Below are 18,612 nucleotides of genomic sequence, written 5' to 3'. Positions count from 1 at the left end.
GTCCACCGTCACGCTCGGCGGCCTGCTCGAACACCTCGCGGACAGGGAGGACAGCCGGTCGCGCCGTGAGTCCGGCGGTGATCGGGTGGGTGGGCGTCGCGCGGCTCCGGACGTTCAGCCGAGCAGGAGTTGGCGGGTGCGCGCGAGGAGTTCGTACTGTCGGCGCAGGTCGTCGCCGGACAGGTTGACGACGAAGGTGCGGGCGCCCGCCCGGACGTACTGGTCGAGCCGCTCGGCCAGCTTCTCGGGCGGTCCGCTGACGACCAGGCGGGCCGTCTGCCGCACGTCCGGTCCATCGTCACCGGTCAGCGCGCGCAGATACCGTACGAGCCGCTGGTGACCCCGGCGGCTCTCCCCGGCATCGGTGCTCAGCGCGGCGAACACCGTGGTGCCGACCTCGGGCGTCCGGGTGCCCGCCTCGGCCGCCGCCGCCTCCAAACCGGCCACCCGCAGCCCAAGTTGTACGGGGTCGAGCAGCGAGGCCAGCCAGCCGGCGCCGTGCTCGACGGCGCGCCGCAGCGCACGGTCCGACATGCCGCCCACCCAGAGAGGCGGTGCGGGGACGGGGCTTTCGAGCGTCATCACCGGCTCGCCCGGGACGGTCAGCAAGCTCGTCGGCCGCCCCGCGAACAGTTCGGGCAACGCCCGCAGTATCGCCTCGGTCCGGCTGCCCCGCCCGGCGAAGGGAACTCCGCCGACCGGCCAGTCCTGCGGGTGCACGCCCGCGCCGACTCCCAGGACGACGCGGTTGCCGGACAGTTGCTGCAGGGACGACAGCTGCCGGGCCGCCCACGCCTGCTGCCGCAGCGCCAGCAGCATGACTCCGAAGCCGATCCGCACGCGCGTGGTGACCGCGGCGGCGGCGCTCAGCGCGACCACGCTGTCCAGGAACGGGGTACGTGCACAGAGGCGGTCGCCCGCCCACACCGCGTCCAGCCCGACCTGTTCGGCGTGCCGGGCCAGCGCCGGGATGTCGCCGAGTTTCTCGTCACCGGGTTCGGCGAAGGTCGGAAGGCAGACACCGAGGTTCACGGGAATGTCGGTCCTTTCCCTTGTGGGCCCCCTGGGAGCGGGGTGAGATCGACCTTGCCCGCTCAACCCGGGTTGAGTTCAACTGGTCCGATGGACGATCTGGTTTCGATCCGGTGCGTCGCCGACCACTTCGAACTGCCCGTCTCGACCCTGCACTACTGGGAACGCCGTGGCCTGCTCACACCGCACCGGCGCTCCGGCCGGCGCTACTACGACGCCGACCAGCTCTACCGGATCGCCCTGATCCGGCTGTGGCGGGTCACCGGACAGCTGTCCCTCGACGAGATCGCCGGCGCGCTCTCCGGGGTGGCGACGCGGACGCCCGCCGACGACTGGCGCGAGACGGTCACCGCACGGATCGCCGTCATCGAGGACCGGCTGGCGCAACTGGACACCGCACGCCGCTACTTGCGCGGCCTGCTCGACTGCCCGCGCGACGGGGCGCTCGATCGCTGCGAGGGGTTCCGCGCCCAGGTCACGCTTCCCGCGGCGGAGCCCCGGTGACGGGTCAAACGCTGCCGGGCGCGCTCAGCGGCGGCCGGCGGGCACGGTCTCCTTCGAACGCAGCGTGCTGCCCGACCAGCAGAGCCGGTAGAGGTCGACCTCCTCGAACAGGTCGCGGCCGGACCGGTAGAACTCGCACGTCGCACCGGGCGGCCGGGGTGCGGAACGGGCGCTCCCGGACGGATAGGGGTACGCGCGGGGCGGCAACAGCGGGGCGAGGTCGGCGCGCTGCCCGCCGAGGGTCAGCTCCTCGAACCGGGCCGGCGGCAGCACGCTCGTCGTCAGCTGCCAGGTCAGGAAGAGGGCGGACGGTACGACGAAGACGGCCGCGACCACCGGGGCCACGAAGGCGAGGGCGGACCGGCGCCGTGCGTCGCTCCGTACGGAGGCGAGCCGCCGGGCGGACTCCGGGACGACGGTGCCCGGGGGCGTGCGCGGATGCGGGCGCGGTTCCGGGGGCGTACCCGAGTGCGGATCCGGGTGGGGCTCGGTCTTCAGCGGCCAGACGGGTCCCCGGGTTTCGTCTGCTCCCGGTCGCGGGGCAGCGGCCGGTCCCGGTGCCCCGGGGCGGCCGGTGGGCTGGTGCGGGAGTACGGCGGTGACCCGGAACCCGCCCTCGTCGTCGGGACCGGTCCGCAGTGAGCCGCCGAGTACCGTGACCCGCTCCCGCAGTCCCGTCAGCCCCCGGCCGCCGGACCCGGGCGCCGGGGCCCCGCCCGGGTCCCCCGGTCGCAGGGCCGTCGGGGCGGCGTTCACGACGCTGACCCGCGTACGGCCGGGCTCGTGGGTGATCCGTACTCCGATCGCGCAGTCCGGTGCGTGCTTCACCGCGTTGGTGAGGGCCTCCTGCACCACTCGGTACGTTCCGCGCTCGACCAAGGAGGACAGTGGGAGTGCCGTGCCGCGCCGCTCCCAGCGGACCGGCACCCCGGAGGCGACCGCGCGTCGCAGCAGGTCCTCGACGGTGTCGTTGACGGGCAGGCCCGCACCCGTGTCCGTGCCGGGCGGCGCGTCGTGCAGGACGGCGATGGTCTCCCGCAGCTGCTCCACCGCGTCCGCGATCGTGCCGCGCAGTTCGGCGACGTCGGCGCGGTCGCGGTCGGTGAGGTCGGGCGAGAGTTCCAGGGCCCCGGCGCGCAGGGCGACCAGGCTCAGGGCGTGCCCGAGGGAGTCGTGCATGTCGGCCGCGATGTCGGCGCGTTCGGTCAGCCGCGCCTGCTCGGCGACCAGGTGCTGACGCTCCTCCAGGGTCCGGGCCAGCCGCCAGCCCTCCCGTACGAGTGCCCGTCGGCCGCGCCAGTGCCTGCCCGCCAGCCAGGGCAGCAGCAGGGCCGCGGGCAGCACGGTCAGCGCGTAGTACCACCACACGGGCTGCACCCGAAGCACCGCGCACATCGCGAGGTCGGACACCGCGCATCCGGCGAGCACCAGGAGCGGGCGCCGTGCCCCGGCGACCCGGGCTCCGAACAGGCAGCTCAGGACGGCCAGCGACAGGACCTGGGCGTTGCCGGGGGTCGCGGCGTCGGCCAGGCCCAGCGCGCACAGCCCGTTGACGAGTACGACGGCCGTCCCCGGCCGGCGGCGGGACAACGGCACGGCCACCGCCAGCACAGCCAGCGGAAGGAGCAGGTCCGCCACCGGGGAGGCCCGGCCCGCGTCCCGGTACCCGAAGCCGGTGGCGGCGGCGAGCACACCCCACAGGGCCAGGTCGGCACCCCGCAGGGTCACGCCCGTACCCGGCAGTGCCGGGTTGCCGCGCACGGACCTGGCTGCCGGGGGTATGCGCGGGTGCGGCATGGTGCGTCGGCCGTCCTTCCGGTGGTTGCGTGCCGGGCGGGCGCTGGATGTGCCCGCCGTGTCCGGTCAATTCTGTGGGAGTGGCCCGGACATCCGGCCGAGGGGGCCGCGCGCCTGGCGAACCTGCCGGGGCGGGCCCCGCCGAGGGGACCGGGCCGGCCCCCGCTCACGCGTCCCGTCGCCGCAGCACCAGCAGGCCCGCCACATGCGCACCCACGGCCCACCCCACCAGGATCAGCAGGCTCACCGCGTCCGGGAAGGGTGCTTCGCCGTCGCCCAGCATGAAATAGCCGCCCACGGTCTGCGGCAGGTACTGGTTGACGGCCAGCAGCACCGGGCCGCCGAGACCGACCAGCATGCTGGGCAGGGCCGAGACCACGAAGAAGACCGCGGCCACGGTGCCCGCCGCCGACCGCAGGGCGAACGACACCCCCACTGTCAGCACGCAGACCAGCGCGCAGTAGACCCCCATGGCGAGGGTCTGGTACACCGCTTTCGACAGGTCGAAGTCGGCGTGCCCCCGGAAGGGGCCCCAGGCCACGGCCATGCCCAGCGCCGCCCAGCCCGCTCCCGCGACGAAGCCCACCAGCGCGCCCAGCAGTGCCTTGGCCAGCTGGATGCGGGACCTGACCGGCACCCACAACAGCGAGGTGCGCACGCTGCTCGTCGCGTACTCGCTCGTCACCGTCGTCATCGCCAGCACCACCAGGACGAACTGGGTGAGGACGACCGACGACACGGAGGCGTTGCCGACCGGCTGGAGTGGCTTGTCGTTGATGCGGGCGATCGACCCGTAGTAGAAGGCGAAGACCGCCGTCACGATCAGGCCTGCCAGCAGGCAGACGTACGGTGTGCGGACGGTCCACAGCTTGGTCCACTCCGCCGCGAACGCGCCGGGGAGTCCGCCACCGGCACCGCCGGATGTGCCGCGTGCGCGGGTCGTCGCGATGCTCATGCCCGTACCCCCTGTGTCTCCCCTGCGCCCGTGCCGTCGAAGGCGGGGGCGCCCGTCCCGTACTCCACGCTTGGTGCGGTCAGTTCCATGTAGGCCTGCTCCAACGACGCCGATACGGCGCTCAGTTCGTGCAGCCGCAGCCCCAACCGGTGCGCCAGGTCGCCCACCTGCTCGACGCTGCGGCCCTTCACGACGGCCTCGTCCGCCGCGGGCGACTCCACCTGCCGGGCACCGTCCTTCCGGAGGTGGTCGATCAGCTTGCGCAGGCCGGCCGTGTCCGGGGTGCGCACCCGCACCGACGACAGCGAGCTGCGGGCGAGCAGATCGGCCATCGGGGTGTCGGCGAGGAGCTTTCCCCGCCCGATGACGACCAACTGGTCTGCGGTCAGCTGCATTTCGCTCATCAGGTGGCTCGACAGGAAGACCGTGCGCCCCTCGGCGGCGAGGGACCGCACCAGTTCGCGTACCCAGCGGACACCGTCGGGGTCCAGGCCGTTGACCGGCTCGTCGAAGACGAGTACCCGCGGGTCGCCGAGCAGCGCGCCCGCCACCCCCAGCCGCTGGTACATGCCGAGCGAGAACGCGCCCGCGGGACGCCGCGCCACCTTGGCCAGGCCGACCGTCTCCAGCACCTCGTCGACCCGGCGCAGCGGAATGCCGTTGCTGCGCGCCTGCGCCACCAGGTGGGAGCGTGCGGAGCGCGCCGGGTGCAGTGCCTTCGCGTCGAGCAGCGCGCCGACCTCGCGGAGCGGGTGGCGCATCGAGGAGTACGGCCTGCCGTCGATGAGTGCCTCGCCCCCGGAAGGGCGGTCCAGGCCGAGGATCATGCGCACCGTGGTCGACTTCCCGGCCCCGTTGGGCCCCAGGAAGCCGGTCACTTGGCCGCCCTTGACGTCCAGTGTCAGCGCGTCGACGGCGACGGTCTCGCCGTAGCGCTTGGTCAGTTCCCTCAGGGTGATCACAGGGCTCCTCGGTGCCGGTCGTGGGAACGCGGAGCGCGGCGGTCGCCGTCGGCGTGCGACGGGGCGACGCATCCGGGCGGCCCCCGCGTTCGCTGTACGGGAGCGACGCTAGGAGTCGGCGGCGGCCGGGCCCATCGGTCGATCGGCAGGGGCGTCCTGACCTTCGTCAGGGGTGGCCCCCTCCTGCGGGCCGGTCCGCGGAGGGCGACGCTCCGACAGCCGTGCGCCGGCCGTAGGCTCGCCGGGTGGACGAGACAACACCGGGCAGCAGGCCGATCCGGGTCCTGGTGGCCGACGACGAGGCGATGGTCAGGGCCGGGGTACGGGCCATCCTCGCCCGGGACCCGGGCATCGAGGTGGTCGCCGAGGCGGGCGACGGGCACGAGGCCGTGGCCCTCACCCGCAGGCACCGGCCGGACGTGGTCCTGCTGGACATCCAGATGCCGGGCCTGGACGGGCTGGCGGCAGCGGCACGGCTGCACCGGGAACCGACGGCAGTCGGCGTGATCATGCTGACGACCTTCGGCCAGGACGAGTACGTCACCCGCGCCCTGGAAGAGGGCGCCGACGGCTTCCTGCTGAAGGCGGACGACCCGCGGGAACTCCTCAACGGGGTGCACGCGGTGGGGGCGGGCGGGGCCTACCTGTCCCCGCGGGTCGCCGCCCGGGTCATCGCCGGGCTGCGCGCGCACCGGGCGGCGCACCCGCACCGCTCGCTGGACAGGCTCACGGAACGCGAGCGCGAGGTGCTGGCCGGGGTCGGGGCCGGGCTGTCCAACGCGGAGATCGGAAGCCGCCTGCACCTCGTCGAGGGCACGGTGAAGGCCCATGTCAGCGCGGTACTGGCGAAGTTGGATGCCCGCAACCGGGTCGAGGCGGCCATCTGCGCGTACGAGGCCGGTCTCGTCCCGCCGTCCGCGCGCTGACCAGCCCCCCTGCGGGGGCCGGCACCACCGTCTCGCGCTCGGGCGCGGCCTTGGTGCGGCGGGACGAGGCGGGGTGTTCAGGGGGTCCGGCCGCCACCGGGTTCGCTGCGGCGGCGGCCGGGGCGCGAGGCCCTCCCCCTGGATTTGCCTCGCGCAAACCCTCGTGAGCGGGCCGGGGCAGCGGGAGGTGCCTCGTGCCCGCAATGAGGGCCACGGCTGAAGCCGCCTTCTCTGTGGGTGCGGCTCCAGCTGGTCATCGCGAGTCTTCAAGGCTCGGGGCTGGGAGCCGGTGTGTGCGGGCGGTGGCCCGACTTCATGGTCCAGCCTAGGAAGCCGCGGACGCCAGCGGAAGCCGTGGCCTGAGCTTTGGCCGGTTCTGATCAGGCATCGCCCGTCGCCACGGCACGCCGGGAGGCCGCAGGCTCATCGTGGTGCGGTCGCCGCGGCCACGAACATCGGCACCGCCAGGAAGAGCCGGTCGGATTCGGCCCGCGCGCGCTGCTCGGCGATCCAGCCGTCCGCCTGCTCCCGTGTGATCGCGCGGGCGGAGCAGGCCGCTTCGGCCAGTCCGGGCCGGTGGGCGCATCGGGTGCGGGTACGCCGTCCGCTCCCCGCCGTCATCTCCCGGGCGCGGAGGCCGGGCCGAAGTCCGGCAGGGTGAGGGCCGAGTGGGCGGGGCGGCCCGCCGGGGCGGGCCCGGCGGCCAGGGCGCGCAGCATGTCGTTGCGCCGTTCCAGGGCCTCGGCGGTGGTCGGGAAGAGTCTGGCGTCGCCCACGCCGATCCGGTCCTGGTTCGCGGTCACGAACGCGCGGGCGTGCTGTTCGTAGGCGGCGAATCCCGTGGCGGTGTCCCGCCCGGCCAGGGATCCGGCGAGCAGGTACGCGCCGACCAGTGCGAGGCTGGTGCCCTGGCCGGTGAGGAACGAGGGCGCGTACGCGGCGTCGCCCACCAGCGCGACCCTGCCGCGGGACCAGCGGGGCATCCGGATCTGGCTCGCCACGTCGCCGAAGAGGTCGTCCGCGTCGTGCAGGGCCGCGATCATGCCGGGGACCTCCCATCCCGCGTCGGCGAAGGCTCGGGCGAACAGGTTCCGCTGGGCGTGCGGATCGCGGAACGCGCGCAGATCCAGGGGCGGTTCGGGCCGGGCGAGGGTCAGGAGGGCGTGCACCTCGTCGCTGTCCTCCACGGCGTAGAGGGCCGCGGCCCGGCCGGGGGTGTTCCACAGCACGACCTCGTGGGAGAGGCCGAGGGTGTTGCGCATCGTGAACACGGCGTAGGAGTAGCCGAGGTACCGGTGGAACTGTTCCTCGGGGCCGAACACGGTTTCCCGGGTGTGCGAGTGCAGACCGTCCGCGCCGATGACCAGGTCGAACGTACGGCTGCCGCCCGACCTGAAGGTGACGTCGACCCCGTGGCCGGACTGGTCGAGGGTGTCGATGGAGTCGTTGAACAGGAACTCCACGTCGTCGCGGACCGCCGCGTGGAGGGTGTCGGTCAGATCTCCGCGCCGTAGCTCGATGTCCTGTCCCGCGACGCTGCCCGCGACGGCTTCCGGGGTGACCGAGGCCAGCGTGCCGCCGTCGGGGTCGAGGAAGGTGAAGCGGCGCGAGTCGATGTGGGCCTGCCGGAGTCGTGGCAGGACGCCCATCCGCCGGACGACCTCCAGCGCGGTGCCGCGTACGTCGACGGGGTATCCGCCGCTGCGTAACGTGGCCGCCTTCTCCACCACCGTGACCGCGTGTCCGTGGCGGTTGAGCCAGAACGCCAGGGCGGGGCCCGTGACGCCGGCCCCCGATATGAGGACCTTGCGCCTCGCTGTGGCGCGGGTGTGCGTCGGCTGTTCGGCATGGGTCATTTTCCGGCTCCTTTGCTGATGGTGCGGACGGCGAGCAGGGAGAGCGCCGTGCAGACTCCGGCGACGGCGAAGCCGGTGACGAAGGCCGATTCGGCCGGGGCTCCCCCTCCCGGGCGGCTTCCGGCGGTGAGGAAGGCGCCGCTGATCTGCGCGCCCGCGGCGAACCCGATGACGCGGGTCACCAGCACCAGTCCGGTGGCGGTGCCGGTGTCCCCCTGGTCGACGGAGGTGGCGGTCCTGACGACCATCGCGGTGACGCAGACGCCGCTGGCCAGGGCGATCAGCGCCTTGCCGGTGACGAGGTGCCAGATCTCGCCGTGCAGGAACGCCAGGGCGGCCAGGGTGGCCGCCATGGTGACGATCGCGGTCGTGACCACGGCGCGCGCCCCGAAGCGACGCGCGGCGGCTCCGCCGAGCGGCCCGCTGACCGCGGCAAGGACGGCACCGGGCAGCAGGTACCGGCCGATGTCGGTGGGGCCGGCCCCGAAGCCGTATCCGTCGGCGGACACGGCGAGCAACTGGGGAATCAGGTACATCGACACCGAAGTGCCCGCGCACACGGCGAAGGTGAGGACGTACGAGCCCCACACCGCGGGCTTCGCCGCCACGCGCAGATCGACCATCGGTGAGGGCGACCGCCGTTCCACCCGGATCCATCCGGCCACCAGGAGGGCCAGCAGCGCGACGAGGGCGCCGAGCAGGAGGGGCCGGGCGGCCAGTTCGGCGGCCTTGGAGAGCACGAGCATGAGCGTCAGCAGCACACCGCTCAGGAGCGCCAGGCCGGGCCGGTCGATCCCGGCGTCGGACCGGGCGGGCGGGTCGTCCGGCATCAGCCCGTGGACGCACAGGGTCGCCCCGACGATCGCGAGCGTCGGTATCACGAACATCCAGTGCCGGGAAAGACCTTCGGCGAGGGGTCCGGCGATGAGCGTGCCGAGCATGCCGCCGCCCACGAACAGGCCGCTGACCGTGCCGATCGCCACCTGGGACTCGCCCGCCGGGAGGTATTTGCGCACCAGGATGAACGAGAGCGGCATCGCGCCCACCATGGCGCCCTGCAGTACTTGGCCGAGCAGCAGCACCGGCAGGTTCGGCGCCAGCGAGGAGACCAGGCCGCCGGCCGAGACCACCGCCATCAGCCGCAGCAGCACCCGCTTGCCGCCGTAGCGGTCGCCGAGGCTGCCCGCCACGGGCGTGACCAGCGCGCCGGTGATGAGCATCGCGACGCTGAGCACCGCCCCTTGCGCGGGGCTCAGGGACAACTCCCGTTGTAACAGCGGAAGTGTCGGTGTCACCACCGACTCCAGGGCCCCGGTGGTCACTGCGAGCATGCCGAGAGCGCCGACGGCGCCCCTTCCAAGACGCACCGGGGAAGCCAGGGTTGTGGTCATGGACGTCCTTTCCGTCGTTGCCGGGCGGGACGCGCCCGGGACGCGGCGGGCGGGTTCGCCGGCCGCTCCACCAGAATTACACTACACGGTGTAGTGCAGTCGCGTTAGGGTGAGCACATGCCGACCACAAGGACGCCGACCACCAAGCCCCTGCGCCAGGGGTCCGCGCAGAAGAGGGCCGCCATCCTCGCCGCGGCCCGGGACCTGTTCCTCTCCGACGGCTTCGACCGGTCCAGCGTCGACGCCGTCGCCGCACGGGCCGAGGTGTCCAAACGGACGGTGTACGACTACTTCGGCGACAAGCAGACGCTGCTCCGGGCGGTCGTCGACGCCGCCGACCAGTCGCTGATCACCACCATCCGGCGCACCCTCGACGACACCGTCACCGGCGTCACCGGGGCCGCGGAACTGGAGGACGCCCTGGTCGCTTTCTCGTTGCGCATCGCGACCGACATGCTCGACTCGGCGGAGTACACGACGCTGCAACGGCTGGTCCGCACCGAGTCCGGCCGGCTGCCGGACCGCAGCGAACGCTCCATGAGCCACACCCCCGAGGAGGATCTCGCCGAGCGGTTCGCCGCGCTCGCCGGGGCCGGACTGCTCGACGTCCCTGACGCGCGGCTCGCGGCCGACCAGTTCCTCGCGCTGACCTTCGGCGTCGCGCTCAACAGGTTCGGCTCCGCGAACGCCGCGGAGGACGCCCGGGTCCGCCCCCTCGTCGTCGAGGGAGTACGGACCTTCCTCCGCGCCTACCGCACCGTCCCGGCAGCGCGGTAGCGGCAGCCCTCCTCCGTCCGGGCCGGGAAGGCACGCCCCCGGCCCCCTTCCTGACGGCGGCTCATCGCCGGGGCCGCCCCTCCGCCGTACACGTCGGGGCCCACTGACGCCCCGTCGGAAGTTCGGGTCTTCCGGCGGAACGGTTCAGGGCCTTTCGGACTGTTGATCTTCCTCGCCGAGTTGGACGATGCGGGTGAATCGGGTCGTGCGCGCGACCCCGCAGCATCCACGGCGTGAGGAGATTCCAGTGACCAGTCCGGCAGTTCCGCCCGGGAACGGGGACACCGGCGGGCGGAGGCCCGCACAGGTGGTCGCCGTCACCGCGTGCCCCGCGGGCATCGCGCACACCTACATGGCCGCCGAGCGGCTCCAGCAGGCGGCCGACCGGCTCGGCGTACGGATGAAGGTGGAGACGCAGGGCTCCATCGGGGCCGAGAACGTACTGTCCGACAACGATGTCGCGGCGGCCGACGGCGTCATCATCGCCGCCGACAAGGAGGTCGACCGCGAACGCTTCGCCGGCAAGCCGGTGCTGTCCTGCGGCGTCGCGGACGGAATCCACCGTCCCGAGGAGCTGATCGCGCGGGTGACGAGCGCTCCGGTGCAAGCGGGGGAAGCCGCCGCGGCTGGCGCCGGCGAAGGGCGGGAGCGCAGCCAGGCGTACAAGGCGCTGATGAACGGCGTCTCGCACATGATCCCGTTCGTGGTGGTGGGCGGTCTGCTGCTCGCCCTCTCCATCGCACTCGGCGGGCACACCACGCCCAAGGGCATCGAGTTCGACCAGGGGTCGTTCTGGTTCTACGTCAACAGCCTCGGCGGTCTCGGCTTCAAGCTGATGCTGCCGGTCTTCTCCGGCTACATCGCCCACGCCCTCGGCGACCGGCCCGCGCTGGTCCCGGGCATGATCGGCGGTTTCCTGGCCGCCGACGGCGTCGGCATCTACGGGGCGGAGGCGAACGCGGGGTTCCTGGGCGCCATCGCCACCGGCTTCCTCGCCGGATACCTGGTCGTGTGGATCAAGAAGGTCAAGGTCCCCGCGTTCGTCCGGCCGGTCATGCCGATCATCGTGATCCCGATCGTCTCCACGCTGGTCCTGGGCCTGGCGTACATCTATGTGCTCGGGCAGCCGATCTCCTGGGTGTTCACGCATCTGACCGACTGGCTGAACGGGATGACCGGCTCCAGCGCGATCGTGCTCGGCGCCCTGATCGGCCTCATGGTCGCCTTCGACATGGGCGGGCCGGTCAACAAGACCGCCTTCCTCGTCGCCGTCGGGCTCATCGGCACCAACAACCACGTGATGGGCATGGCCGCCGCGGCCATCCCCGTCATGCCGCTCGGCCAGGGCCTGGCCACGGTGCTGCGCCGCAAGCTCTACAGCGGGCAGGAGCGGGAGACCGGCATCGCCGCCCTGTTCATGGGCTTCTTCGGCATCTCCGAGGGCGCGATCCCGTTCGCCGCCGCGCGGCCCGCACAGGTCATCCCGGCGAACATGCTCGGCGGCGCCGTGGCCGGTGCGGTCGCCGGGCTCGCCGGGGTGGAGAACTCCGTGCCGCACGGCGGTCCGATCGTGGCGCTCTTCGGTGCCATCGGCAATGTGGCGCTGTTCTTCGTCGCCATGGCGCTCGGCGTACTCGTGACGGCCCTGGCCACCAACGCGCTCATCGAGTTCAGAATCCGCAGGAACGGCACGGCCCCCGTCGCCGCCGGGCCCGCCGTCCCCGAGCCGGTACTCGCGGAAGTGGGAGCCCCGGCAGCCTCCGGCGGCACCGCCGCACGGGCCGTCCCCACGTCGCCGGAGCCGACGGCGAAGGTGCTGTCCGGGTACGTGACCGGGCGGACCGTACGGACCGAACTGGCAGCAAACACCAAGGAGGCGGCGATCCGCGAGCTGGCGCAGCTGCTGGCCGCCGACGGCGGCGTACGGGACGTGGACACGCTCGTACGGGCCGTCCTCGCCAGGGAGGAGCAAGGCACGACGGGGCTCGGCGAGTCGATCGCGATCCCGCACGCCAAGACGGACGCGGTGAGCCGCCCGACCGTGGCCTTCGCCCGGTCCGGCGCGGGCATCGAGTGGGGCGCGCCGGACGCCACCGCGGCCCACCTGATCTTCATGATCGCGGTCCCGCAGGCCGCGGCGGGGGACGAACACCTGCGGATCCTGGCGCTGTTGTCCCGCAGGCTGATGGACGCCGGCTTCCGGGAACGGCTGCGGTCGGCCGACGACGAACCCGCGGTCCTCGCCGTACTGGCCGAAATCCACTGACCGGCCCCAAGCCATTCAGGCCACCGGTGCCGCCTCTCCGACCGGGCCCGGTGCCGCGGTACCGGGCCGCACCGCACCGCTCGCCGTACCCGGGCCGAGCGGTGCGGCCCGCGGCTCAGAGCGTGCAGGTGAGCCAACGGCGCAGTGCGGCCAGCGTGGTGTCGTCCAGGGTGCACAGGGCGTCGATGGCAGCCAGGTCGCCCTGGGCGGGCGCGATGCCCGCGGCGGTCAGGGCGGCGTGCAGGTCCAGCCGCCTGAGGTCCGCGGGCTCCAGCGGTGCGGGGCCGGGCCGGCCGGCGTCCGGCGCGGGCAGGTAGTAGTCCTCGCACGCGAACATGTCGTACAGGGCCGCGGCCGGATGGTCGTTCACGGCGGCGTCGGCTCCGGGGTAGCGGTAGGGGTCCGCGGCCGACCACCCGTTCGCCGACGGGATCGGGGAAAACTGCCACTCGGTCATGAGCATCTCCCAAGCTGTTGCGCGGGTGTTGGCAGGGAGGACCGCACGAGGGCCGCCCCCGGTTTCGCCCTCCCGCACATCTCACCCGGATGCACCCGTGCGATCTCACCACATCAACAGGTGATCGTTTCACGGCGGTTGTCAGCGTCGCGGCGGCACGGGCCGGTCGGCCGGGTGCGCCTGCGGCAGCGAGTCCGCGTGCTATCGCGGGCGTATCCAAAAGCGCATACGCGACCACAACAGTCCCCCGCCTTGCATGGGGGCACGGACCGCGGCGGTCCGTGCCGGGGGCTCGCCGACCCGGCTTCGGAAGGTGAGTGCAAGGGAGTGTGTCGTGCCACTGGGAAACGTTCGTACGCCGTTGAAGAGGGCCGGACTGGCCGCAGGCGTCGCCGTGCTGATGATGGCTCAGGCCGGAGCCGCCCTCGCCGCCCCGGCACGGGTGGGCAGGGAGGTACCGCACAAGGAGGTGCGGAAGCCTGACGTGCAAAAGGCGATGGAGGAGCTGGCCGGGATTCCCGGGGTCGTGGGGGTCGTCGGCGGCGCCTACGTCGACGGGCGGTCCCTCGGGGAGGGCAGCGGGGGCTCCCGGCTGCTGGACGGGAAGGGCGGGAGAATCCCGGCGGACGCCCGCTTCCCCATCTGGTCGCAGACCAAGCAGATGGTCGCCACCGTGGTGCTGCAACTGGTCGACGAGGGCAGGCTGGGCGTGGACGACAAGCTCTCCGACCTGCTGCCGGTGGTGGTGGAGCGGGACCTGGTGGACCGGGCCGACGAGGTGACGGTGCGGCAGTTGATCCAGCACACCTCCGGCGTTCCCGACTGGTACGCCGGCCGGCCGAACCCGGACGGGAGCGAGGGCGACCCCGCGTTCGACGTCTTCGACTTCACGACGCACCACCGTCCGCTGGATCTGGTGAAGTGGAGCCGTGAGCGGCCCCGGACCGGGGAGCCGGGCGCGAAGTGGGCCTACTCCAACACCAACTACACCCTCCTCGGCCTGGTCGTCGAGCGGCTGACCGGCCACGACCTGGGCACCGAGCTGCGCACGCGGCTGTTCGAGCCGCTCGGGATGGACAAGTCCTATCTCAGGGTCAGGCCGCCGGAGGGTGTCAAGGGGCCGCACGGCCACGGCTACTACCCCGACGCCCACGGCCAGGTGCGCGACGTGGACCGGTTCAACGCCAGCCTCGCCGGGGGCGGTGCGGGCGGGGTGGTCTCCACGGCCCACGACGTGAGCGCCTACCAACGGGCCTTCACCCAGGGCAGGCTGCTGCCACCGGAACTCCAGCGCATCCTGACCGACCGGCCGCCGAACGGTCTGCGCGCCGCGGGCAGGAGCGGCGGCGGGTGCGCCGACGACTTCTTCATCGCGGGCGGGCTGGCCCCCGGCTCCGTCGCCATGACCTTCTACTCGGCCGACGGGCGACGCCAGTTCGCGCTGTCGTTCACCCTGAAGGTGAAGCCGAACACCGTGCGACTCGATGTGTCCAGGGCCCTGGAGTCCGTCTTCTGCCCGGCCTCCTGAACGGCGGCCCGCCCGCCCGGTGACAGGTCGGGCACCGGCGCGCGCTACTCCACGATGTCGAGTACGTCGTGCACGGGCCTGCGCGGTGTCGTGGGTCCGGGCGGGCCGAAGCCGAGCCGCAGGATCATATGGACGTGCGCCATGGCGGACTGCGGGTCGCGGACCAGTTTCCGCAGGTCCGGCCATTCCAGGGCGTGGGACGTCAGGGAGGTGGCCAGGCCGCGGCCGGTGGCCAGCAGCAGGACGCGTTCCATGGCCTGCCCGGCGCGCAGCCAGTCCTGCGGCCGGTCGTCCGCGGTGCCCAGCAGCGCGAGGTGGGGCGTGCTCTCGAAGTCGGCGTCGGCGCGGCCGGTGCTCGGGCGGCGCCCGGCGAAGTCGCGCACGGGGGCCCTCCCGGCGTGCCTGCGCGGGCCGAAGGCGTACGCGGGGACGCCGTCGGGGGCGGTGCCGGGCCCGGCCGGATCGGTGTCGGGGCGGGTCCACCGGCGTACGTCGTCGAACCGTTCGGGGTCGAGCGTGTCGCGCCCTTCGGCGTCCTGGACGAGGTCGAGCAGGGTGTCGGTGTGCCAGGCCTCGGGGAAGAGGAGCTGGGCGCCCTCCGTGGCGGCGGCCTCCCGCAGTGCCGTCCGGACGTCGTCGGGGACCTCCCGTTCCTCGAACGGGTGGCGGCTGGTGTGCCGCTGGGCGATGGCCGGGAAGAGCGCGGCCAGGCCCGTGTCCGGGTCGGCCGTGCGCTCGGCCCGCACGACGGCGAGCAGGTCGTCGTCGGTGCCGTCGGGCAGCAGCGTGACGTCCGGCCGGCGGCCCGCGTGTGCCAGGGCCACCCGCAGGTTGAACAGGGCGGCGCCGCAGCCCAGATGCAGCGCGCGGCGGTCGGGGTCGGTGCGCGGCATGGCGCGGTCGGGGGCCGCGCGTACGTCGAAGACGTGGGACGCGCGGTGGTAGCGGAACCGCCAGGGCTGCGCGTTGTGCATCGAGGGGGCGGTCGTGGCCGTGGTGACCAGGTGCATGACGGTGAGGGTTTCGAGCGGTTCGGCAGCCATCATCCGCCTCCATGGGGTTCGCCGGGCTGCGGCGGCCCGGCGCGCGTGCTGGTTCCAGGGTGGTCCCGGGCCCGTGGCCGCCTTGGGCGGGGGCGCGCCCGGCGAGGGGTGTCGGTGCTTCGGCCGCGGTAGACGAGGTAGGGCCGGAACAGGTAGCCGACGGGTGCGGTGAAGGCGTGCACGAGCCGGGTGAAGGGCCACATCGCGAGGAGCAGCATGCCGATCAGCGTGTGCAGGTGGAAGGAGAACGGTGCGGCGGCCATCGCGTCGACGTCCGGCCGCAGCACGAACAGCGAGCGGAACCAGGGCGAGACGGTTTCCCGGTAGTGGTGCTCCGCGCCCACGGCACCGGAGCCGGCGAGTGTGGTGGCCAGTCCGGCGACGAGGGCTGCGACGAGGACCGCGTACATGGCCTTGTCGTTGCGTGTGGTGGCCATGAACACCGGTCCGCTGGTGCGGCGCCGGTGGACGAGGATCGTCACCCCGGCCAGGGTGCAGACGCCGGCGACGCCGCCGAGGGCGAGTGCCTGTACGTGGTAGGCGCTCTCGGACAGGCCCAGTGCGGAGGTCCAGCGGGCGGGAACGAGGAGTCCGATCGCGTGGCCGATGAGCACCACGAGGATGCCGAAGTGGAACAGGGGGCTGCCGATGCGCAGCAGGCGGGACTCGTACAGCTGGGAGGAGCGGGTGGTCCAGCCGAACTGGTCGTACCGGTAGCGCCAGACGGTGCCGCCGACGAGGACGGCGAGGGTGACGTAGGGCAGCGCGCCCCACAGCAGGACGTCGGTGGCGCTCATCGCGGGCCGCCTCCCGTCCGGGCCGTCGGGTAGGGGGTCAGGCCGACGCTCTCGGTGGGCGGTCCGGTGCGGGCCAGCCGCCGGGCCGCCGCCCGGTCCTTGGGCGAGGGGCCGGGCAGCAGGGAGCACACGGCTTGAGCGGCGCCCGCGTACGGCGAGCGGGCCTCGCACAGGGCCAGGCGGAGCAGTTCGATTCCGGCCCGGTGCTCCTGGAGGAGGGCCAGTCCGTCGGCGAGGTCGCCGGTGGCCGCGTACTCCAGGACGACGGGCAGGTGGTCGGGCAGCTCGCGGCCGTCGAGTTCGAGGCCCGCGCGGCGGTACCGGTCCTTGAGTGCGGCCAGGGCCTGCCCCCGGCGGCGTGTCTCGCCGTCGGCCCACCAGGTCAGGTACAGGCAGCAGCGGCGGCGCCGGTCGAGGAGGGCGACGTAGTGCTCGGCGAGTTCGCGGGGTTTGGTGGCGGCGATGTGGTCGAGGAGGGCGGTCAGGCCGGTGCGTGCCGGGCCGGGCGGCAGGGTCCGTACGGCCGCCGCGACCAGCGGGAGGCGCTGGTGCAGGGCGTCGTCGGGGTACTGCAGCAGGATCGCGGCGGCCTGGCAGACGACGGCCGCGTCGCGCGGCCGGGTCACGGTGCCTCCTCCCCCGCTGTGCCGGGGGGACCTGGCCGCGGGCCGCTCGGGGGGAAGAGTCCCTCGGGGCGCCCTTTGCCGTCCCAGTTCAGCAGGTTGACGCGGGCTGCGCGCTGCTCGGGGTCGGTCAGGGCGCCGGTGGTCTGGCGTTGCCGGAGTGCGTGGAAGGTCTCCACGGAGACGGGCAGGGGGCGGCCGGACGCCTCGCCGAAGGGGCCGCTGCCGTACATGCCGGGCCCGCCGTCGAAGTCGAGGCTGCAGGCGGTCTCCTCCAGGTGGGGGCCGGCCGCCTCGTGCGCGGCGGGGATCACGTAGCGGTCCTCGTACTTGGCGATGCTCAGCAGCCGGTAGAGCGCGGTGACGTCGGCGCCGGTCAGGCCGACCGCCGCCGCGGCCGAACCGTCGGGCGGGTCGCCGAGGTTGACGGCGCGCATGTAGGAGCGCATCGCGGACAGTTTCCGCAGCACCTGGCGGACCGGCCCGGGGTCGCCCGCGGTGAACAGTTCGGCGAGGTACTCCACCGGGATGCGCAGGGTGTCGACGGCGCCGAAGAGGTTGTCCGCGTCCTCGCCGTCGTGCCCGGTGGCGGTCAGGGCGTCGACGACCGGTGACAGCGGCGGGATGTACCAGACCATCGGCAGGGTGCGGAACTCCGGGTGCAGCGGCAGGGCCACCCGGTACCGCTTGGCCAGGGCGTACACCGGCGAGCGGCGGGCGGCGGCCAGCCAGTCCTCCGGGATGCCCTCCCGCCGGGCCGCCGCGGTCACCTGGGGGTCGAACGGGTCGAGGAGCAGGCCGAGCTGGGCCTCGTACAGGTCCTTCTCGTCGGCGACCGACGCGGCGGCGCCGACCCGGTCGGCGTCGTACAGGAGAAGTCCGAGGTAGCGCAGCCGGCCCACGCAGGTCTCCGAGCAGACGGTCGGCAGGCCGACCTCGACGCGCGGGTAGCACAGGGTGCACTTCTCGGCCTTGCCGGTGCGGTGGTTGAAGTAGACCTTCTTGTACGGGCAGCCGGTCACGCACATCCGCCAGCCGCGGCAGCGGTCCTGGTCGACGAGCACGATGCCGTCCTCGGTGCGCTTGTACATCGCCCCGGAGGGGCAGGAGGCCACGCAGGACGGGTTGAGGCAGTGCTCGCAGATGCGCGGCAGGTAGAACATGTACGCCTGCTCGAAGGCGAACCGCACCTTCTCCCCGGCCTCCTGCCGCAGCCGTTCCACGACGGGGTCGCACGCGGCGGCCCCGGGTCCGCCGCCGAGGTCGTCGTCCCAGTTGGCGCTCCACTCGACGGCCATGTCCCGCCCGGTGATCAGCGACTTGGGCCGGGCGACGGGGAAGTCGTCGCCGAGCGGGGCCCGGGTGAGGTTCTCGTAGTCGTAGGTCCACGGCTCGTAGTAGTCGCGCAGCTGCGGTACGGCCGGGCCGGCGAAGATGCCCAGCAGCCTGCGCAGCCGTCCGCCCGCGCGGAGTTCGAGCCGGCCGCGGCGGGTGCGCACCCAGCCGCCGCGCCACTTCTCCTGGTCCTGGTAGCGGCGCGGGTAGCCCTGCCCGGGGCGGGTCTCGACGTTGTTGAACCACATGTACTCGGCGCCGCTGCGGTTGGTCCACGCCTGCTTGCAGGTGACCGAACAGGTGTGACAGCCGATGCACTTGTCCAGGTTCATCACCATGGCGAGCTGTCCCATGACGCGCATG

General features: G+C 73.2%; 17 protein-coding genes. 5 read left to right on the top strand and 12 right to left on the bottom strand.

Translation table 11 applies throughout. The features are described from left to right. Positions 1–114 precede the first annotated feature (114 nt). Positions 115–1,032 carry an LLM class flavin-dependent oxidoreductase gene (locus ACFYVL_RS34625; RefSeq protein WP_389252090.1) on the bottom strand — a complete coding sequence of 306 codons (918 nt, stop codon included), beginning with the start codon at positions 1,030–1,032 and terminating at the stop codon, positions 115–117. Between the two features lie 90 nt (positions 1,033–1,122). On the opposite strand from ACFYVL_RS34625, the gene ACFYVL_RS34620 reads away from it, so the two are divergent. Continuing rightward, complete coding sequence (locus tag ACFYVL_RS34620) at positions 1,123–1,536, top strand: MerR family transcriptional regulator (RefSeq protein ID WP_389252088.1); 414 nt, start codon at positions 1,123–1,125, stop codon at positions 1,534–1,536. A gap of 24 nt (positions 1,537–1,560) precedes the next feature. On the opposite strand, the gene ACFYVL_RS34615 is transcribed toward ACFYVL_RS34620, so the two are convergent. The 3 genes from ACFYVL_RS34615 to ACFYVL_RS34605 all read right to left on the bottom strand — a co-directional run bounded on the left by ACFYVL_RS34615 (position 1,561) and on the right by ACFYVL_RS34605 (position 5,250). Beyond that, complete coding sequence (locus ACFYVL_RS34615) at positions 1,561–3,333, bottom strand: sensor histidine kinase (RefSeq protein ID WP_389252086.1); 1,773 nt, start codon at positions 3,331–3,333, stop codon at positions 1,561–1,563. Between the two features lie 166 nt (positions 3,334–3,499). Beyond that, positions 3,500–4,288, bottom strand: coding sequence for an ABC transporter permease (locus ACFYVL_RS34610; RefSeq protein ID WP_389252083.1), 789 nt, complete (start codon positions 4,286–4,288; stop codon positions 3,500–3,502). Beyond that, positions 4,285–5,250 carry an ATP-binding cassette domain-containing protein gene (locus ACFYVL_RS34605; protein WP_389252081.1) on the bottom strand — a complete coding sequence of 322 codons (966 nt, stop codon included), beginning with the start codon at positions 5,248–5,250 and terminating at the stop codon, positions 4,285–4,287. The genes ACFYVL_RS34610 and ACFYVL_RS34605 overlap by 4 nt, the downstream gene beginning before the upstream one ends. Positions 5,251–5,495: 245 nt before the next feature. Between ACFYVL_RS34605 and ACFYVL_RS34600 the strand changes: the two genes are divergently transcribed. Next, a complete protein-coding gene (locus tag ACFYVL_RS34600; RefSeq protein ID WP_389252079.1) occupies positions 5,496–6,176 on the top strand; it encodes a response regulator in 681 nt (226 codons plus the stop codon). A gap of 423 nt (positions 6,177–6,599) precedes the next feature. On the opposite strand, the gene ACFYVL_RS34595 is transcribed toward ACFYVL_RS34600, so the two are convergent. Genes ACFYVL_RS34595 through ACFYVL_RS34585 form a run of 3 tightly spaced genes read right to left on the bottom strand, consistent with a single transcriptional unit; the run spans position 6,600 to position 9,423 of the window. Further along, positions 6,600–6,797 (bottom strand): hypothetical protein, encoded by a 198-nt coding sequence (locus tag ACFYVL_RS34595; protein WP_389252077.1) that lies wholly within the window; start codon positions 6,795–6,797, stop codon positions 6,600–6,602. After that, on the bottom strand, positions 6,794–8,032 hold the full coding sequence (locus tag ACFYVL_RS34590) for an FAD-dependent monooxygenase (RefSeq protein WP_389252075.1): 1,239 nt from the start codon (positions 8,030–8,032) through the stop codon (positions 6,794–6,796). The genes ACFYVL_RS34595 and ACFYVL_RS34590 overlap by 4 nt, the downstream gene beginning before the upstream one ends. Beyond that, the gene (locus ACFYVL_RS34585; protein WP_389252073.1) at positions 8,029–9,423 is read right to left on the bottom strand and encodes an MFS transporter; all 1,395 of its coding nucleotides are present in this window, start codon (positions 9,421–9,423) and stop codon (positions 8,029–8,031) included. Before ACFYVL_RS34585 ends, ACFYVL_RS34590 begins: the two co-directional genes overlap by 4 nt. 117 nt (positions 9,424–9,540) lie before the next feature. On the opposite strand from ACFYVL_RS34585, the gene ACFYVL_RS34580 reads away from it, so the two are divergent. Further along, complete coding sequence (locus ACFYVL_RS34580) at positions 9,541–10,200, top strand: TetR/AcrR family transcriptional regulator (RefSeq protein ID WP_389252071.1); 660 nt, start codon at positions 9,541–9,543, stop codon at positions 10,198–10,200. A gap of 247 nt (positions 10,201–10,447) precedes the next feature. Beyond that, positions 10,448–12,466, top strand: coding sequence for a fructose-specific PTS transporter subunit EIIC (locus tag ACFYVL_RS34575; RefSeq protein WP_389252069.1), 2,019 nt, complete (start codon positions 10,448–10,450; stop codon positions 12,464–12,466). A gap of 115 nt (positions 12,467–12,581) precedes the next feature. Here ACFYVL_RS34575 and ACFYVL_RS34570 read toward each other — a convergent pair whose 3' ends face one another. After that, positions 12,582–12,923 carry a hypothetical protein gene (locus tag ACFYVL_RS34570; protein ID WP_389252067.1) on the bottom strand — a complete coding sequence of 114 codons (342 nt, stop codon included), beginning with the start codon at positions 12,921–12,923 and terminating at the stop codon, positions 12,582–12,584. A 334-nt stretch (positions 12,924–13,257) separates the two neighbouring features. Here ACFYVL_RS34570 and ACFYVL_RS34565 point away from each other — a divergent pair, with 334 nt between their 5' ends. Beyond that, positions 13,258–14,451 (top strand): serine hydrolase domain-containing protein, encoded by a 1,194-nt coding sequence (locus tag ACFYVL_RS34565; protein WP_389252065.1) that lies wholly within the window; start codon positions 13,258–13,260, stop codon positions 14,449–14,451. Positions 14,452–14,495: 44 nt separating this feature from the next. Here ACFYVL_RS34565 and ACFYVL_RS34560 read toward each other — a convergent pair whose 3' ends face one another. From ACFYVL_RS34560 to narH, 4 genes are read right to left on the bottom strand one after another with little or no spacing between them, the layout of a single operon-like run. Beyond that, positions 14,496–15,494, bottom strand: a complete 999-nt coding sequence (locus tag ACFYVL_RS34560; protein ID WP_389252063.1) for an Acg family FMN-binding oxidoreductase — start codon at positions 15,492–15,494, stop codon at positions 14,496–14,498. Continuing rightward, positions 15,494–16,291, bottom strand: coding sequence for a respiratory nitrate reductase subunit gamma (gene narI, locus ACFYVL_RS34555; protein ID WP_389252061.1), 798 nt, complete (start codon positions 16,289–16,291; stop codon positions 15,494–15,496). Before narI ends, ACFYVL_RS34560 begins: the two co-directional genes overlap by 1 nt. Continuing rightward, the gene (gene narJ / locus ACFYVL_RS34550) at positions 16,288–16,917 is read right to left on the bottom strand and encodes a nitrate reductase molybdenum cofactor assembly chaperone (protein WP_389252059.1); all 630 of its coding nucleotides are present in this window, start codon (positions 16,915–16,917) and stop codon (positions 16,288–16,290) included. Before narJ ends, narI begins: the two co-directional genes overlap by 4 nt. Continuing rightward, positions 16,914–18,611 carry a nitrate reductase subunit beta gene (gene narH, locus ACFYVL_RS34545; protein WP_389252057.1) on the bottom strand — a complete coding sequence of 566 codons (1,698 nt, stop codon included), beginning with the start codon at positions 18,609–18,611 and terminating at the stop codon, positions 16,914–16,916. The genes narJ and narH overlap by 4 nt, the downstream gene beginning before the upstream one ends. Between the last annotated feature and the right edge of the window lies 1 nt (position 18,612).

The sequence above is a fragment of the Streptomyces sp. NPDC004111 genome (genome assembly GCF_042874215.1).
Lineage (GTDB): Bacteria > Actinomycetota > Actinomycetes > Streptomycetales > Streptomycetaceae > Streptomyces.
This window is presented reverse-complemented; position numbering and strand designations above follow the sequence as displayed.

What these genes read in the sequence shown, in the direction of transcription:
- ACFYVL_RS34620 (WP_389252088.1), top strand. Translation starts at nt 1,123, where the DNA reads ATGGACGATCTGGTTTCGATCCGGTGCGTCGCCGACCACTTCGAACTG.
- ACFYVL_RS34615 (WP_389252086.1), bottom strand. Translation starts at nt 3,333, where the DNA reads ATGCCGCACCCGCGCATACCCCCGGCAGCCAGGTCCGTGCGCGGCAAC.
- ACFYVL_RS34610 (WP_389252083.1), bottom strand. Translation starts at nt 4,288, where the DNA reads ATGAGCATCGCGACGACCCGCGCACGCGGCACATCCGGCGGTGCCGGT.
- ACFYVL_RS34595 (WP_389252077.1), bottom strand. Translation starts at nt 6,797, where the DNA reads ATGACGGCGGGGAGCGGACGGCGTACCCGCACCCGATGCGCCCACCGG.
- ACFYVL_RS34590 (WP_389252075.1), bottom strand. Translation starts at nt 8,032, where the DNA reads ATGACCCATGCCGAACAGCCGACGCACACCCGCGCCACAGCGAGGCGC.
- ACFYVL_RS34585 (WP_389252073.1), bottom strand. Translation starts at nt 9,423, where the DNA reads ATGACCACAACCCTGGCTTCCCCGGTGCGTCTTGGAAGGGGCGCCGTC.
- ACFYVL_RS34580 (WP_389252071.1), top strand. Translation starts at nt 9,541, where the DNA reads ATGCCGACCACAAGGACGCCGACCACCAAGCCCCTGCGCCAGGGGTCC.
- ACFYVL_RS34570 (WP_389252067.1), bottom strand. Translation starts at nt 12,923, where the DNA reads ATGACCGAGTGGCAGTTTTCCCCGATCCCGTCGGCGAACGGGTGGTCG.
- ACFYVL_RS34560 (WP_389252063.1), bottom strand. Translation starts at nt 15,494, where the DNA reads ATGGCTGCCGAACCGCTCGAAACCCTCACCGTCATGCACCTGGTCACC.
- narI (WP_389252061.1), bottom strand. Translation starts at nt 16,291, where the DNA reads ATGAGCGCCACCGACGTCCTGCTGTGGGGCGCGCTGCCCTACGTCACC.
- narH (WP_389252057.1), bottom strand. Translation starts at nt 18,611, where the DNA reads ATGCGCGTCATGGGACAGCTCGCCATGGTGATGAACCTGGACAAGTGC.